We start from the raw sequence: 14,881 nt of genomic DNA, 5'->3' as shown, positions 1-14,881 counted from the left end.
GGTGGCTCTGCGGTTCGGTGGCCGGCGATGAGCGGCGGGGCGGGGACGGGGGCCGGTACGAGCGGGCCGGTGCGGTACGCGGTGCCGGTCGACGTGCACCTCGTACTGCGGCGGGACGGCGAGGACGGCGGGGCGGAGGTGCTGCTGTCGCGGCGGGCGGGGCCCGTCTACGCGGCGGGGATGTGGCACCTGCCGTCCGGGCACCTCGACCCGGGTGAGGACATGGTGGAGGCGGTGGTCCGGGAGGCCCGCGAGGAGACGGGTGTGCTGTTCGCGCCGGAGGACGTCACTCTGGCCGTGACCGTCCACCACCGTCCCCCGACGGGCTCCCGCTCCCGGATCGGCGTCTTCTTCGAGGTGCGGCGGTGGTCGGGGCGGCCCGGGATCAGGGAGCCGGACCGGTGTGACGGCATGGGCTGGTACGCGCTGGACGCCCTTCCGGAGCCGATGGTGGCGTACTGCCGGGCCGGGCTGGACGCCTATCGCGCCGGTGTGCCGGGCGCGGTGCACTTCCAGCGGCCCGGCGACGCAGTCGGGCACATGCCGGAGGGGCCGGGCCGTACGCGGCTGCTGGCCGGCTCGTCGGACCGCGCGGCGGAACTCCCGTACGCGCTCCGGGAGTTCGCCGAACAGGCCGTGGGCAGGATCGGGTGGGCGGCGGAGGTGTCCTGGGTCCGCACCGGCAGCCGGGTGTGGCGGCTCACCGGGCCCGGGGGCGGCACGTGGTTCCTGAAGCGGCACCGCGGGGCGCGGTTCCACGACCGGGAGGTGGCCGCGTACCGGTCGTGGGTGCCGGTGCTCGGGCCGGGTGCGCCCCGCCTCGTCGCGGCCGACACCGCGGCGCGGGCCGTGGTCGTCACCGCGCTGGCGGGGCGTCCGCTGCACGGCATGGTCCTCGGCCCCGCCGCCGAGGCGCGCGTCCAGCACGGCCTGGGCCGGCTCGCCCGAACCCTCCACGGCAGCGCCCCCGAACGGGACTCCGGGACGCCGACGGCCGCCGGCAAGGTCGGGCGCCACCTGGAGGCGGCCCGCCCGCACCTGGCCGACGGCGACGAGGACCTGGTCCTCGCCCTGGCGCGGGCCCACGCGGACCTGCCGCGGCCCGTCCTCGTCCCCACCCACGGGGACCTGCAGTACCGCAACGTCCTGCTCGCCGACGGCGGCGAGCCGCGGCTGTTGGACTTCGAGCGGTCGGAGTACGGCACCGCCACCCGGGACATGGTCCGGCTGTGCGACACCTGGACGGGGCGGCCGGACCTGCGGGACGCGTTCCTCGACGGCTACGGCAGGCCGCTCACCCCCGCCGAGGAACTCCGCCTGGACTGCGAGGCGGCCTTCGACGCCGTCTCCGGCATCGCGTACGGCACCGGCCACGGCGACCCGGAGGTCGCCGAACGCGGCCACCGCACCCTGCGCCGCCTCCACACCGCCCACCACCTCCCGTAGTCCGCGACCGGCCATCCCTCCGAGGAGCCCGCCCGTGCCCGAACCCGGCCGCACGGGGGGCTGGGCAGGCTCGTCCTGGCAGGGGGGTCGGGGGCGGTCTACCGTGGGTGGGCGGGGGTGTGCGTGCCCCGGCTTCGCTCTTCGGGTGGCGATCGGAGCGGCCATGGGACCGGTTCTGCTCACCGCGGCCGTCGTCGTCGCGGTCTTCGTCGTGCGGGCTGCCGTCGTCGAGATGCGGCACCCGGGCAGTGCGGTGGTGCGGTGGTCCCTGCTGCGGGACGCGCGGACCCTGCGTACCGGTGCGTTCGTGGCGGTTCCGCTGGCGGTCGTGGGGTGGCTGCGGGCCGGTGCCGAGGGGCTGGTGTGGGCGCTGCTCGTCGCCGCCCTCGTCGCCTACGCCGTGTCGAAGCTGCGGGCGGAGTAGGACGGGCGCGTGCGGTGGCGGCGGGCGCGGAGCGCGTGCCCGGCCAGGACGAGGAGCAGGGCGGCGCCGTAGGCCACGGTGCCGGCGGCGGGGTGCAGCGGGGTGACCAGGTAGGCGGCCGCGCCCGCGAAGGCCACACCGAGCCACTCCCAGCGGCCGTCCAGGGCCACGAGGGCGACCAGGAGCAGCGCGTACCAGGAGTAGCCCGGGGTGGTCAGGAGGAAGGCGGTTCCGGTGACGAGGAGTGCGCCGGACCAGGGGCGGTCCGGGTCGCCGCGGAGGATGACGTACAGGCTGACCGCGGCGGTGCCGGCGAGTACGGCGGGTACGGCCCAGGAGTCGGGGAGCAGGAGGCGCAGGAGTGCGTAGCGACCGCCGGAGGAGGCGTCCTGGTAGCCCTCTTCCCGGGCGTAGCCGCCGAGGTAGCCCAGGACGGACGAGTCGGAGAGCAGGACGTACGGGAGGTAGAGCGCGGCCGGCACGGCGACGGCGGGGAGCAGGGTGGCGAGCACTTCCCGGGGGTGCCTGACGCCCGAGAGGGCGCCGGGGAGCAGGACCGCGGGCAGCAGTTTCACGGCGGTGGCCAGGCCCAGCACCGCGCCCCCGGCGACGCGGTGACGGACCGTCAGGGCGAGTGCGGTGACGGAGAGGAGTACGGCGAGCACGTCGGCGTGCGCGTTGTTGACCGCCTCGACGGCCACGGCTGGGCACCAGGCCCACCAGGCGGCGTCACGCGGGTCGCCGCGGCGCCGCAGGATGCGGAGGAGCACGAGGGTGGTGACGGAGGCGAGGAGCGCGCCGGCGGCCTGGAGCGGCTTGTGGCGTGCGCCGGCCGGGGAGACCGCGTCGACGAGGAGGAAGTACGCCTCACCGGCCGGTGGGTAGATCGTGTGCACGGTGGGGCGGTTGATGCGGGTGCAGCCGCCGTCCGGGAGGGGCGCGAGGCCGGGGGCGGGGGTGGGAGCGGGGGCGGGGGTGGGAGCGGGGGTGGGAGCGGGCGCGGGTGGAGGGCCGGACACGGAACCGGGGGCGGGCGCTCGACCGGGCGCGGGTTCGGGCGGGGGGCCCGATGCCGGACCGGGCGCAGGCACCGCCGCGCCGCGGCAGGCCGCGCGCGGCGGGAAGAGCCAGGTGTCGCGGAGTCCCGTGAGGGCGCGGTCGGCGGGGGCGTGGTCGTACGGGGAGATGCCGGCGGCCTGCACCCGGCCGTCCCATGCGTAGCGGAAGGAATCGGTGCTGGTCCGGGGTGGGGCGACCAGGCCGGCCACGGCGACGGCGATGCCGCCTGCGAGGACGAGGGCGGTGACGTGCCGGGTCGGCACCCGGCGCAGGGTCCAGGCGGCCGCGCCGAACAGCGCCCAGCAGGCTGCGTAACGCCAGGCGAGTCCGGCGGCGTCGGGGAAGGACGGGTCCGGCGAGGGCGCGCCCAGGCGGAGGGTGAGGACGAGTCCGGCGGTCAGGGCGGCCAGGAGGAGGGCGGTGGCGGCCGTGGCGGCCACGGGACTCGCGGTCCTCGTGGCGGCCGCGACTGCTGTGGGGGCGTCGGGCTGGGGGGTGCCGACTGGTGTGCTCGGGGGCACGGGCGGCTGCCGGACGGGGTGGGGCGGGCGGGGGCGGGTCACTCGACCACCCTGGCAGCGGGGGTGCCGCCGGGGGCATGGGCGCGGCGGGCCGTTCGCGTTCCGTAAGGTGTCGGAACCCGCTGCGGGGCGGCACCCGGCGGTTGCATGGGGGGATGGACACACCGATCGGCCGATGGCGCCCCGCCCGTCCACCCTTCCGCCGGCCCGACCTGCGCCGCCCCGACCAACGCGGTCCCGATGGGGGCTTGCCGTACGCGCCCGGGGCGGTTGCGCACGGGCCCTGCGAGCGGGGTCCCGACGCCCGCGAGCCGTGCGAACGCGGTCCCGACGGGGTCGCGCCCAGCGAGCGCGGGGCGGATGCCCGCGAGCCGCACCAGCACGGTTCCCACGCGCCCGAGCCGCACCGGCCCGGGGCGGACGCGCGTGAGCTGACGGTGCGCGGTCCCGGGGCGCACGAGCCGGCGAACCGCGGTGCCGGGGCGCACGAGCCGGCGAAGCTCGGTCCCGGGGCGCACGAGCCGTGTGGGCGCGGGACGGATGGGCGTCGGCCGCGCGCAACCGGGGACGTTGCGAGCCGGACCGACGGTGGCGGCTCGGCCGGGGGGCGTCCGGCCTTCCGGGTGCCGGCCTCGCGAGGTCTGTCCGCCCTCCGGCCGCCGGCCTTCGCCGGGCGGTTGCACGACGCGCGTACGGCGACCGCGCTCGGGCGCTGGCTGGGCGTCGCGCTGGCCGTGTGCTTCCTGACGGGGCTGGTCAGCCACTTCCTCCAGCAGCCGCCCCCCTGGCTGCTGCCCCACCTCCCGTCGCGCCCCTCCTGGGGCTACCGGCTGACGCAGGGGCTGCACGTCGCCGTCGGCCTGGCCGCGATCGTGCTGCTGTTCGCCAAGCTGTGGGCGGTCTACCCGCGGCTCTTCGTCTGGCCCCCGTTGCGTTCGGTGCGCCATGCGCTGGAGCGGCTGTCCGTGGCGGTGCTGGTGGCGGCGGGGGTGTTCGAGGTGCTGGCCGGGCTGCTGAACATCGCCGAGTGGTACCCGTGGCCGTTCTCGTTCGTGCCGGTCCACTACGCGGTGGCGTGGGTGGTTGCCGGGGCCGTACTGCTGCACGTCGCGGTCAAGGCGCCCGAGATCCGGGCCCATTGGAGCAGGCGGTCCCCCGGCACGCTCGCCCTGCCGGACGAGGAGCGGGACGGGCCGGACCGTCGGGCCCTGCTGCTCGGCGTGGGGGCGGCGGTGGGGGCCGTCACGGTCACGACGGTCGGACAGTCCTTCACCCCGCTGGGGGCGCTGGACCTGCTGGCCCCGCGGCATCCCGGGTACGGGCAGCAGGGGCTGCCGGTGAACCGTACGGCCAGGGCGGCGGGCGTGACGGCGGCCGCCGTACGGGGGTGGCGGCTGGAGGTGCTGGGCCCCGAGCCGTACGCCCTGACGCTCGCGGAGCTCGCGGCACTGCCGCAGCACCGGGTCCGGCTGCCGATCGCCTGCGTGGAGGGCTGGAGCAAGGACGCGAACTGGACCGGCGTACGGATCCGGGACCTGCTGGCCCGCGCCGGGGCGCCGCCCGGGTCGGGGCTGCGGGTGGTGTCGCTGGAGGTGGCGGGCGCGTACCAGGTCATGGACATGGGCCGGGAGTACGCGGACGACCCGCTGACGCTGCTCGCGCTGCGGCTCAACGGGGAGGTGCTGTCGGCCGACCACGGACATCCGGCCCGCATCATCGCGCCGAACCGTCCCGGCGTGCTGCAGACGAAGTGGGTCACGCGGCTGGAGGTTGTGTGATGGCGGAGCCGGAGGAGAGCGGGGAGGCGGAGGGCCGCCGGGCGGCAGAGGGCAGCCGTGAGGCGGAGAACGTGCCGGGGCGGGGTGCCGGTCCTGCGCCGGGAGGCTCGGACGCGGCGGGAGGCCCGGACGCGGCGGATACGGAAGACGGGCTGGAGGAGACCGGGCACGCACCGGTGCCCGGGGCCGGGGACGTGCCCGCGACCGCAGACGGATCGGTGCCGGGAGCCGGCGACGTGCCCGGGGGCGCCGGTTCCTCCTCCCCCGTGTCGCTCGCGCGCTGGGGGCTCGGTCTGCTCGGGGTGCTGCTGATCGGGATCGGGGGGCGGCACCTCTCCTCCCTGCCCGATCCGTACGCCGTACTGGTGTGGCTGGGCGGGGCGTTGGTGCTGCACGACGGGGTGGTGGCGCCGCTGGTGCTGGCCGTCGGGCTGCTGGTGGCCGCCCTGCCGGCGCGTCCCGTGGTGCGCGCGGCGCTGGTCACGGCCGGGGCGCTGGTGCTGGTCACCCTCCCGCTGCTGCTGCGGCCGGGGGCGCCGCCGAACCCGTCGGCGCTGCCGCTGCCGTACGCGCGCAACCTGCTGCTGGTGCTGGCGGTCGTGGCGGGGTGCGCGACCGCCGCGGCACTGCTCGCCCGGCTGCGGAGGCGCCGGCACCCACGCGGTCCGGGCGGCGACCGGAAGGCTGATGCGCCGGCCTGACGGCGCCGGCGGGAGTCGTGCCGGCACCGGGGGCGGTGCGTGGCGGGGGACCGCCGGCTCCGACAACGAGACCCGGCCGGGTAAGACGCCGGGCGACGCGGCCCGGGAGACCGACGGCGCGGAGGACGGGCCCAGCCGGGTGGGCGCGGGCGGAGCGGACAAGGTGCCAGGGTGCGGGCGGGCGCTCGACGTCCGCTGGGAGCAGCCGGTCCCGAGCCCCGGCCCGCGTGCCGGAAGGGGTGGCCGACACGGGCGCCGGAGCGCGGTTGCCGATACAGGTTGCCGATGCGTCCGGCCAGTCGAGTAGGTCGGGCCGGTCGAGTCGAAGGCTGCGGTGTGGCCGGGTGACGGCGGTCGTGGGACCGGCTCGGCGGTGATGCCCGTGGCTGGGGTCGGGGGCGATCGGCGGCGGAGCCGCCCGAGCCGATCACCTTCGTGGCCGGTCTGGAGGGGTGTGCCGCGGTCGGAGCCCCGGCGGAGCGAGCACGTGGCCTGTGCCGGCGGAGGTGTGGTCCTGAGTGCCGGCGAGATCGCCTTCGCCCACGGGGGAGGCTGATGGGCCGTGAGCGAAGCCGGCAACCGGTCCACCCGGTACTGCCCGGACGCCGGTTGCCGGCCGGCAGGCCGCCGCCCCGGCCGGTGCCGGGCCCGGAACAGCCGGCGGTCGCCCGCGCTCCGGACCGGGGGACTCGGGCGACCCGCCGGCTTCACTCACGAGGTCGTGCTCCGGCGGTGCCGAGTGCCGGGCACGCAACCCCTCCGCCGTCACCCGCGACATGGTGCTCCCGGCCATCCCCCGGCTGCCGGGAGCACGACGTCGGCTGCGTCTTCCGCGGGCGCGAGCTGCCCGCGGCCTGGAGCCTGGATCCCGTGGTGTGCTGGCCGTGGGTCCCGCCGGGCGGCGGCCGGGCAGTGCGGCCCGCTCGCTCCCGCCGCCTACCGGCGCAGTTCCGTGAAGGTGCGGCCCGCGGCCGACCAGGTGCCGGTGGGCGTCCAGCCCGCGGTGGCGGCGTGGTGGCCGAGGGCGTCCGGGCCCACGCGGGCCCAGGGGAACGGGACCCCCGGGGTGCCCCGGAAGTCGTCGAGGCGGACCTCGCACCGTTCGTCCACCTCCACCGGCGCGGCTTCGGCGATCAGCCGTCCGCCGGGGGCCAGGAGGGCGGCCACCCGGGTTAGCAGCGCGTGGGGGTCTCCGCCGATGCCGACGTTGCCGTCGATCAGCAGGACGGTCGTCCAGCGGCCCTCGCCGGGCAGCGGGCCGAACACCGAGCGGCACAGGGCCGTTCCGCCGCGCCGGACGGTCCGGGTCACGGCGGCCGGGCTCACGTCCACGCCGAGGACCCGGTGGCCGCGGCCGGCGAGGGCCGCGACCAGGCGCCCGGGGCCGCAGCCGATGTCGAGCACCGCGCCCCGGCACCGGGAGAGCACGCTGTCGTCGGCGGTGTCCGCGTCGGCGAGCCACCGCTCCACCTCCAGCGGCAGCAGCCAGCCGTCCGCGCGGCGCAGGAAGAGCGGCCCGCGCCCGGCCCGCAGGGCGCGGGTGTACGGGTCGTCCCGCCAGGGGGCCGGGCCGGCCCCGGACCGCGCGGGGCGCGTGGTCGCGCCGGGGGCCGTCACCGGGGCCGGTCCGAGGGGGTGGTGAGGCTGGTGTGCAGGGTGGCGAACCTGGTCCCGGGGGCCGCCGCCGACACCTCGTGGGCGTCCGGTGCCGTGTCCACGTCCCGGAGGGTGGGGAGGCTGCCGATCCGCAGGCCCGCCGCGCGCAGGCGCCCGTACTGGACGGCGCCGGTCTCGGGGACCGACATCGGTACGCCGACCAGCAGGGCCGGGTCGGGGGCGGCGAGCCCGAGGGCCCAGAAGCCCCCGTCCGCCGCGGGACCGTACCAGGCGTCGTACGAGCCGAAGTCCAGGGCGGGCCCCAGGAGTTCCGGGGTGACCTGGGGGGTGTCCATGCCGATCAGCAGGGCGGGGCCGGCGCAGTCGGCGAAGGCGGCGGCGAGCCGCTCGTCGAGGCCGCGGCCGCGCTGCGGCACGACCTCGAAGCCGGCCGGCAGCCAGTCGCCGGGGCTGCCGTCCAGGACCAGGATCCGGCGGTCGGCCGGCGCCGCGGCCACGGCGTCCAGGGTGTCCGCGAGGGCCGCCCGGGCCAGGCCGGCCGCCTCGGCAGGGGTGAACGGCGGCGTCAGCCGGGTCTTCACCCGGCCGGCCACCGGCTCCTTGGCGATCACGAGCAGGGCGGTCACCGGGCACCCCCGGCGGGGAGGGCCGCGGGGGTGGGCCGGGGCGGTTCGGCGAGGACCGCGCGCATGTCGCGCACCGCCTGCCAGGTGCCCCGCCAGGTGCCGGTGACCTTGGAGCGGCCGGTCCGCGGCAGGTACGGGACGTCCTCCTCCCGCACCCGCCAGCCGGCGTCGGCGGCCCGGACCACCATCTGGAGCGGGTAGCCGCTGCGCCGGTCGGTGAGGTCCAGGGCGAGCAGCGCCTCCCGCCGCGCGGCCCGCAGCGGCCCGAGGTCGTGCAGCCGCAGGCCTGTACGGCGCCTCAGCATCCGGGACAGGGCCAGGTTGCCCGCCCGGGCGTGCGCGGGCCAGGCACCGCGGCCCCGCGGGCGGCGGCGGCCCAGCAGCAGGTCGGCCTCCCCCGCGGCGACGGCCCGTACGAAGCCGGTCAGCAGCCCGGGATCCAGGGAGGCGTCGCAGTCGCAGAAGCAGACGAACTCGGCCTCGGCGGCGAGGAGTCCGGCGTGGCAGGCGGCGCCGAAGCCGCGCCGGGCCTCGGGCACGACGGTGGCGCCCAGGGATCGGGCGATCTCCGCCGATCCGTCGGTGGAGCCATTGTCCACCACGAGGGCGCGCCAGCCGGCGGGGATGCGGGCGAGGACCCAGGGCAGCGCCCCGGCCTCGTTCAGGCAGGGCAGGACGACGTCCACGGGAGGGTTCAGGGGGTCATCGGTCACGCCTGTCACCGTAGGAAGCCGGGCGCCAGAACGGGGCGATCGACTCCTTACGAAACACGGACGGCAGCACCGGGCGGGCCGGGCAGGGGGGACGGCCGGGGGCCCGCCGTACGACACTGGGGCGCATGAGCACGCCAGCACCCCCCGTGGGACGGCCGGGCCCCGCGGAGCCCGCCCGGATCCTCGTCGTCGACGACGACCCGACCGTCGCCGAGGTCGTCACCGGATACCTCCGCAGGGCCGGCCACACGGTCGGGCACGCCGCCGACGGGCCCGGCGCCCTCGCCCTGGCCGCCGCCGACCCGCCTGAACTGGTCGTCCTGGACCTGATGCTGCCGGGCATCGACGGGCTGGAGGTGTGCCGGCGGCTGCGCGCCGACCGCCCCGTCCCGGTGATCATGCTGACCGCGCGGGGCACGGAGGAGGACCGGATCGCGGGGCTCGAACTGGGCGCCGACGACTACGTCACCAAGCCGTTCAGCCCGCGGGAGCTGGTCCTGAGGGTGGAGTCCGTGCTGCGCCGCAGCCGGCCCGGCGCGGAGTCCGCCGTCGTCCGGGCGCCCGCGCCGCTGCGGGCGGCCGGGATCACGCTCGACCCGGTGACCCGCAGGGCGACCCGGGACGGCGCCGAACTTGCCCTCACGCTCCGGGAGTTCGACCTGCTGGCACACTTCCTGTCGCACCCCGGGCGGGCCCACTCGCGCGAGGCTCTGATGCGGGACGTGTGGGGCTGGGACTTCGGGGACCTGTCCACGGTCACGGTCCACGTACGGCGGCTGCGCGCCAAGATCGAGGAGGACCCGGCCGTACCGCGGCTGATCCATACGGTGTGGGGCGTCGGCTACCGCTTCGAGGCCGTGTCCGATCCCGCGCATCCGGACACGGCCCCTGCCACGCCGGACGCTGTCCCCGCCCCGGCCCCGGCCTCCGCTCCGGTGCCGCCCGCCGCGCCGCAGGGGGGCAGGTCGTGACGGACTTCCTGCTCATCGCGCTCTTCGCGCTCGGCGGCGCCGTGTGCGCCGGGGCCGCCGGGGCGCTGGCCCTGCGCCTGCTGCGGCGGCGGTCGGTCACCGTGTCGCTGGCCGTGGTCGCCGTGGTGGCGGTGACGGCCATGCTCGCCGGGACCCTCGCCGTCGCCCGGGCCATGTTCCTGTCCCCGCACGACCTGACGGTGGTGACCCTGGTCGTCGCGATGGCGGCCCTCGTCTCGCTCGCCACGGCCCTGCTGATGGGACGGTGGGTCGTCGCCCGCAGCCGCGATCTGGCGCTCGCCGCACGCGACTTCGGGGACGACGGCAGCTTCGCCGCGCCGCCCGCGCCCGCCACCGCCGAACTCTCCGCGCTGGCCGCGGAACTGGCCGCCACCAGCGCCAGGCTGACCGCCTCCCGGGAGCGGGAGCGCGCGCTGGAGTCCTCCCGCCGCGAGCTGGTCGCCTGGATCTCGCACGACCTGCGCACCCCGCTGGCCGGGCTGCGCGCCATGGCGGAGGCCCTGGAGGACGGCGTGGTGGACGACGCCGCCCGCTACCACCGCCGGATCCGCACCGAGGTGGAACGCCTCGACGCCATGGTGGGCGACCTGTTCGAGCTGTCCCGCATCCACGCCGGGGCGCTGGAGCTGGCCCCCAGCCGGGTCTCGCTGCGGGACCTGGCGGCCGACGCCCTGCTGGGCGCCGACCCGCTCGCCCGGGAGCGCGGGGTGCGGCTGGTGGGCGAGGAGATCGCGCACGTGCCGGTGGACGTGGACGGCAAGGAGATGACGCGGGTGCTGGCGAACCTGCTGGTCAACGCCATCCGCCACACCCCGGCCGACGGCACGGTCGCCGTGGCGGTCGGCCGGGGCGCGGACGGGGCCGTGCTGTCCGTCACCGACGCCTGCGGCGGCATCCCGGACGAGGACCTGCCCCGGGTGTTCGACACCGGGTGGCGGGGCAGCCCCGCGCGTACGCCGCCGTCCGGCGCGGGGCTCGGGCTGGCGATCGTACGGGGCATCGTGGAGGCCCACTCCGGCCGCGCCGAGGTGCGCAACGTGCCGGGCGGCTGCCGTTTCGAGGTGACGCTGCCCCTGGCCTGACCACGCACCGCCGGCCGCCGCGCGGTCTGGGCCGCACCGTGCACTCCCGGCCGGACGGCCCAGGCCTCGCCGGACCGCGCGGCCCCGGCCAGACCGCGCACCCTCGCCGGACCGCGCAGGCCCGGCCACACCGCGCGCCGCCGGCCCGACCTCGGGGCCCTTCGCCCGGCCGCGGAGCCCTCGCGCAGCTGGGCGGCCCCTCGCCCCTCGCTCCGCGCCGGGCCGGCTACCGGCCGCCCGCCGCGGCGCGCTGAGCGGCGCCCGCGAACTCCGTCATGCCCTCATCGAAGCCGACCCGCGGCCGCCAGCCCAGTTCGTGCCGTGCCAGCGACGAGTCGGCCGTGACGTGGCGGACGTCCCCGAGCCGGAACTCCCCCGTCACCACCGGTTCGGGCCCGCCGTGGGCGCGGGCCAGCGCCGCGGCCATCTCGCCGACGGTGTGCGGCTCGCCGCTGCCGATGTTGTACGCCGCGTGCCGCCCCTCCGCAGGGTCCGCGAGGTGCGCCAGCGCGGCCGTGTTGGCCGAGGCCACGTCCCGTACGTGGACGAAGTCCCGGCGCTGGCCCCCGTCCTCGAAGACCCGGGGCGCCTCGCCGCGGGCCAGGGCGGACCGGAAGAAGGAGGCCACCCCGGCGTACGGGGTGTCCCGCGGCATCCCCGGCCCGTACACGTTGTGGTAGCGGAGCGAGACCGCCGAGCCCCCGGTCGCGCGGGCCCAGGAGGCGGCCAGGTGTTCCTGGGCCAGCTTCGTGGTCGCGTAGACGTTGCGCGGGTCGGCCGGGGCGTCCTCGGCCACCAGGCCCGGCGCCAGTGCGGCGCCGCAGAGGGGGCACCGGGGCTCGAAGCGGCCGGCCTCCAGGTCCGCCACGGCCCGCGGTCCCGGCCGTACGACGCCGTGGGCCGGGCAGGCGTACCGGCCCTCGCCGTACACCACCATCGACCCGGCCTGTACGAACCTCCGGACCCCGGCCCCGGCCATGGCCGCCAGCAGCACGGCCGTCCCCAGGTCGTTGCAGGCCACGTAGTCCGCCGCGTCGGAGAAGTCCCTGCCCAGCCCGACCATGGCCGCCTGGTGGCACACGGCGTCCACCCCGCGCAGGGCCCGGCGGACCGCGTCGGCGTCCCGGACGTCGCCGCGCAGGAACTCCGCGTCGGGGAGCACCGGCTCTTCGGGGTGGGCGGCCGGCAGCAGGACGTCGAACACCACCGGTTCGTGCCCCCGGCTCCGCAGGTCGTCGACCACGTGAGCGCCGATGAACCCGGCGCCTCCCGTCACTAGTACACGCATGCCCGGCACGCTACGCAGCGGGGCGCCGGGCCGCGCCGTCCCACACCGCCCCGTAAGACTTCCGTCATGCCCGGTCGGCCCGGTTGGCCAGTCCGGTCGGTTCGGTCAGTCCGGTCGGCCCGGTCCCGGCATGCCCCGTCGGTCCTGACCGGTGCCGGCCAGGCACAGCACCGGCTGGCGCTGGACCTGGTTGTTCGCGAAGCCGCCGCGGTTCCACGGGGGCCGCACGGGCTGCCGGTTGCCCAGCGCGTCCGCGGCCCGGGCGCACAGCACGTACCGGCCCGGCGCGGCGGACCAGGGGAACGTCCACCGGCGCCAGGCCCAGCGGTGCCGGGCGTCGGCCGGCGCCGGCTCCAGCTCCGCGGGCCGCCACGTCGTGCCGTCGTCCGTGCTCACCTCGACGGACGTGACCGGGGCGCGCCCCGACCAGGCGCGGCCCTCCAGAAGCACCGGACCCGGCCGCAGCACACGGGTCCGCGACATGAAGTCGGGGAAGCCGGGCGGTACGAGCAGGGCGCGGGGAGCGATCCGGGTGACCGGTTCTCCCGCCTCGCCCGGCTCCTGCCGCAGGCGGTAGGCGACGGTCTGCTGGAAGCCCGTGAAGGGGGCGTCGAGGACGGTGATCCGGCGCAGCCACTTCACGTGCGCCATGCCGTACCAGCCGGGCACGACGAGCCTCAGCGGGTACCCGTGCTGGGGCGGCAGCGGGGTGCCGTTCATCGTGTGGGCGACGAGTACGCCGTCCTCGTCGCCCAGGGCGGTGCGCACCGGCAGCGCCCGCTCGTAGTCCTGCTCCACGCCGCGCTCGACGCCGTGGTCGGCGCCGGTGAAGACGACGTCCACGGCGTCCCGCCCGACGCCCGCCTCGGCGAGGAGCTCCCGGAGCGGGACGCCCGTCCACTCGGCGGTGCCGACGGCCTCGGTCAGCCACGGCTGGCTGACGGGGCGGGGCGAGAGCAGGGCGCGGCCGTTGCCCGCGCACTCCAGGGTCACCCGCAGCGTCACGGACGGGCGGGCGCGCAGGGCGGCCGGGTCCAGTTCCAGGCGCCGGCGCACCCGGCCGCCGACCGTGAGGGTCCACTCCTCGCCGTCCGCCCAGGGGATGTCGTAGTGGGTGAGGACGTAGTGCAGGCCGGGCGGCGTGACGGGGTGGCGCAGCGCCTCCAGGGGCAGGCCGTGGTTGCGGGCCGCCAGCGCGAGCTCGTCGCGCCCGATCCCTTCCTCCGGGCCGGCCAGCCGGGCCGGTCCGCTGACCTCGCCGAGGCCCTCTGCCATGTGCCAAGTCTGCGCCCGCCGCGCGCCGGTCCACCACCGCAGCCGGCCCCGGTCCGGCCCGGCGGCGCCGGTCCGGCCCGAGCGCGGCGCCGGTCCGCCGCCCGGAAGCGGGGCCGGTGTGACCGGGGCGGGCGCGGCGCGGTACGAAAGGGGGGTGAACGAGACGACCCGGGACGCGAGCACCGTACGGATATTCATCGCCCTCGCCCCGCCCGACGACGCGAAGGACGAGCTGGCCCGGGCGCTGGGGCCGGCGTACGCGGCGTACCCGGACATGCGCTGGAACCGCATCGAGGACTGGCACATCACCCTGGCGTTCCTCGGCGAGCTGCCCGCCGGGAGCGTGCCGGGGCTGCGGCCCCCGCTGGCGGAGCTGGCGGCGGCCCGCGGGCCGGTGCGGCTGGCGCTGAGCGGCGGCGGGCACTTCGACGAACGGGTGCTGTGGAGCGGGATCGAGGGGGACCTCGACGAGCTGCACCTGCTCGCCACGGACGTGCGGGCGCTGGTGAAGGAGTGCGGGATCGACTTCCCCGACCGGCCGCTGCGCCCGCACCTGACGCTGGCGCGGGCCCGCCGGGGCGACGGGGCCTCGGTGGTGGAGGCGGCCGGCGGGCTGGCCGGGTTCCGCGGCCGCGGGTGGGCGGCCGCCCGGCTGCACCTGGTGGGCAGCAACTTCGGGCGCGGCCCGGGGCCGATCCGCTACCGCGACATCGAGTCCTGGGGGTTCGGCGGGGCCGGGTGACCGGGCGGCTGCCGGTGACGCGGCGGCGCGAAGCTGGTGAACGCGCTGCGGCGCGGGAGGCGGTAGGTCTCGCGGCCGGTGACGGCATTGAGGATCGCGGCGTTGCGGACGGCGCCGATGTCGAAGTTCGGTGACGAGACGCCGTGGGAGTGGGTACCGGCGTTGGCCACGAAGATCCGGCCGGTGACTCCCCCGCCGAGTTCGAGCGAGTGGTCGAGGCGCACCCGGGGGCGGCCGCGGCCGTCCCGCGCGACCAGGCCCGCGACGGGCCCGAGGAAGGCCGGCGTGCGGTCGCGGTAGCCGGTGGCGGCGACGACGAGGTCGGTGGTGTGCGCGAAGGCCCGGCCGGTGTCGCGGTGGCGGCAGCTCAGCACCGCCCGCCCCGCGGCGTCGACCACGGCCGACTCGACGGTGGTGCCGGGGCGCAGTTCCATGTCGGCGAGCCCCGGCTCCAGCTGCCGCCGGTAGAGCAGTTCGTGGATCTCGTCGAGGGTGCCGGTGGAGATGCCCTTGTGGAACTGCCACTGCTCGCGGGCCAGCCGGTCCCGCGTCTCCTCGGGGAGGGAGTGGAAGTACCGCATGTGGAAGCCCGCCGCCTCGTAATCAGGCCGAGACGT

The 14,881-nt window shown here is 77.6% G+C and carries 14 protein-coding genes; 7 read left to right on the top strand and 7 right to left on the bottom strand.

Annotated elements, in window-relative coordinates:
* The first annotated feature begins 27 nt into the window (after window positions 1-27).
* A complete protein-coding gene (locus ACIF6F_RS05870) occupies window positions 28-1,446 on the top strand; it encodes an NUDIX domain-containing protein (RefSeq protein ID WP_399941732.1) in 1,419 nt (472 codons plus the stop codon).
* Between the two features lie 163 nt (window positions 1,447-1,609).
* On the top strand, window positions 1,610-1,870 hold the full coding sequence (locus ACIF6F_RS05865; protein WP_399941730.1) for a hypothetical protein: 261 nt from the start codon (window positions 1,610-1,612) through the stop codon (window positions 1,868-1,870).
* Here the strand turns inward: ACIF6F_RS05865 and ACIF6F_RS05860 are convergent.
* The gene (locus ACIF6F_RS05860; RefSeq protein WP_399942194.1) at window positions 1,840-3,300 is read right to left on the bottom strand and encodes a glycosyltransferase 87 family protein; all 1,461 of its coding nucleotides are present in this window, start codon (window positions 3,298-3,300) and stop codon (window positions 1,840-1,842) included. The genes ACIF6F_RS05865 and ACIF6F_RS05860 overlap by 31 nt on opposite strands.
* Before the next feature lie 827 nt (window positions 3,301-4,127).
* Here ACIF6F_RS05860 and ACIF6F_RS05855 point away from each other — a divergent pair.
* The gene (locus ACIF6F_RS05855) at window positions 4,128-5,228 is read left to right on the top strand and encodes a molybdopterin-dependent oxidoreductase (RefSeq protein WP_399941728.1); all 1,101 of its coding nucleotides are present in this window, start codon (window positions 4,128-4,130) and stop codon (window positions 5,226-5,228) included.
* Window positions 5,228-5,929, top strand: coding sequence for a hypothetical protein (locus ACIF6F_RS05850; protein ID WP_399941725.1), 702 nt, complete (start codon window positions 5,228-5,230; stop codon window positions 5,927-5,929). Before ACIF6F_RS05855 ends, ACIF6F_RS05850 begins: the two co-directional genes overlap by 1 nt.
* Window positions 5,930-6,865: 936 nt before the next feature.
* On the opposite strand, the gene ACIF6F_RS05845 is transcribed toward ACIF6F_RS05850, so the two are convergent.
* From ACIF6F_RS05845 to ACIF6F_RS05835, 3 genes are read right to left on the bottom strand one after another with little or no spacing between them, the layout of a single operon-like run.
* Complete coding sequence (locus tag ACIF6F_RS05845) at window positions 6,866-7,546, bottom strand: class I SAM-dependent methyltransferase (protein WP_399941723.1); 681 nt, start codon at window positions 7,544-7,546, stop codon at window positions 6,866-6,868.
* The gene (locus ACIF6F_RS05840; RefSeq protein ID WP_399941720.1) at window positions 7,543-8,172 is read right to left on the bottom strand and encodes a DUF2064 domain-containing protein; all 630 of its coding nucleotides are present in this window, start codon (window positions 8,170-8,172) and stop codon (window positions 7,543-7,545) included. Before ACIF6F_RS05840 ends, ACIF6F_RS05845 begins: the two co-directional genes overlap by 4 nt.
* The gene (locus ACIF6F_RS05835) at window positions 8,169-8,885 is read right to left on the bottom strand and encodes a glycosyltransferase family 2 protein (protein ID WP_399941717.1); all 717 of its coding nucleotides are present in this window, start codon (window positions 8,883-8,885) and stop codon (window positions 8,169-8,171) included. Before ACIF6F_RS05835 ends, ACIF6F_RS05840 begins: the two co-directional genes overlap by 4 nt.
* A 125-nt stretch (window positions 8,886-9,010) precedes the next feature.
* Here ACIF6F_RS05835 and ACIF6F_RS05830 point away from each other — a divergent pair, with 125 nt between their 5' ends.
* Together ACIF6F_RS05830 and ACIF6F_RS05825 are read left to right on the top strand one after the other, a co-directional pair.
* On the top strand, window positions 9,011-9,856 hold the full coding sequence (locus ACIF6F_RS05830; protein ID WP_399941714.1) for a response regulator transcription factor: 846 nt from the start codon (window positions 9,011-9,013) through the stop codon (window positions 9,854-9,856).
* Window positions 9,853-10,959, top strand: a complete 1,107-nt coding sequence (locus tag ACIF6F_RS05825) for a sensor histidine kinase (RefSeq protein WP_399941712.1) — start codon at window positions 9,853-9,855, stop codon at window positions 10,957-10,959. Before ACIF6F_RS05830 ends, ACIF6F_RS05825 begins: the two co-directional genes overlap by 4 nt.
* Before the next feature lie 226 nt (window positions 10,960-11,185).
* Here ACIF6F_RS05825 and ACIF6F_RS05820 read toward each other — a convergent pair whose 3' ends face one another.
* Together ACIF6F_RS05820 and ACIF6F_RS05815 are read right to left on the bottom strand one after the other, a co-directional pair.
* Window positions 11,186-12,247 (bottom strand): NAD-dependent epimerase/dehydratase family protein, encoded by a 1,062-nt coding sequence (locus ACIF6F_RS05820; RefSeq protein ID WP_399941709.1) that lies wholly within the window; start codon window positions 12,245-12,247, stop codon window positions 11,186-11,188.
* Between the two features lie 105 nt (window positions 12,248-12,352).
* On the bottom strand, window positions 12,353-13,522 hold the full coding sequence (locus tag ACIF6F_RS05815; protein WP_399941706.1) for a sulfite oxidase: 1,170 nt from the start codon (window positions 13,520-13,522) through the stop codon (window positions 12,353-12,355).
* 154 nt (window positions 13,523-13,676) lie between these two features.
* On the opposite strand from ACIF6F_RS05815, the gene thpR reads away from it, so the two are divergent.
* Window positions 13,677-14,264, top strand: a complete 588-nt coding sequence (thpR, locus tag ACIF6F_RS05810; RefSeq protein WP_399941703.1) for an RNA 2',3'-cyclic phosphodiesterase — start codon at window positions 13,677-13,679, stop codon at window positions 14,262-14,264.
* Here the strand turns inward: thpR and ACIF6F_RS05805 are convergent.
* The gene (locus ACIF6F_RS05805; protein WP_399941700.1) at window positions 14,222-14,845 is read right to left on the bottom strand and encodes a SidA/IucD/PvdA family monooxygenase; all 624 of its coding nucleotides are present in this window, start codon (window positions 14,843-14,845) and stop codon (window positions 14,222-14,224) included. The two genes, thpR and ACIF6F_RS05805, sit on opposite strands and share 43 nt — an antisense overlap.
* Window positions 14,846-14,881 lie beyond the last annotated feature (36 nt).

The sequence above is a fragment of the Streptomyces sp. NPDC086023 genome (assembly GCF_044540325.1).
Classification (GTDB): Bacteria; Actinomycetota; Actinomycetes; order Streptomycetales; family Streptomycetaceae; genus Streptomyces.
Note: the sequence above shows the minus strand (reverse complement) of the source record. Positions and strands in the feature narration are given on the sequence as shown.

Coding starts and splice junctions, on each gene's coding strand:
- ACIF6F_RS05865 (WP_399941730.1), top strand. CDS start 1,610: ATGGGACCGGTTCTGCTCACCGCGGCCGTCGTCGTCGCGGTCTTCGTC.
- ACIF6F_RS05805 (WP_399941700.1), bottom strand. CDS start 14,845: ATGCGGTACTTCCACTCCCTCCCCGAGGAGACGCGGGACCGGCTGGCC.
- ACIF6F_RS05870 (WP_399941732.1), top strand. CDS start 28: ATGAGCGGCGGGGCGGGGACGGGGGCCGGTACGAGCGGGCCGGTGCGG.
- ACIF6F_RS05820 (WP_399941709.1), bottom strand. CDS start 12,247: ATGCGTGTACTAGTGACGGGAGGCGCCGGGTTCATCGGCGCTCACGTG.
- ACIF6F_RS05830 (WP_399941714.1), top strand. CDS start 9,011: ATGAGCACGCCAGCACCCCCCGTGGGACGGCCGGGCCCCGCGGAGCCC.
- ACIF6F_RS05850 (WP_399941725.1), top strand. CDS start 5,228: ATGGCGGAGCCGGAGGAGAGCGGGGAGGCGGAGGGCCGCCGGGCGGCA.
- ACIF6F_RS05815 (WP_399941706.1), bottom strand. CDS start 13,522: ATGGCAGAGGGCCTCGGCGAGGTCAGCGGACCGGCCCGGCTGGCCGGC.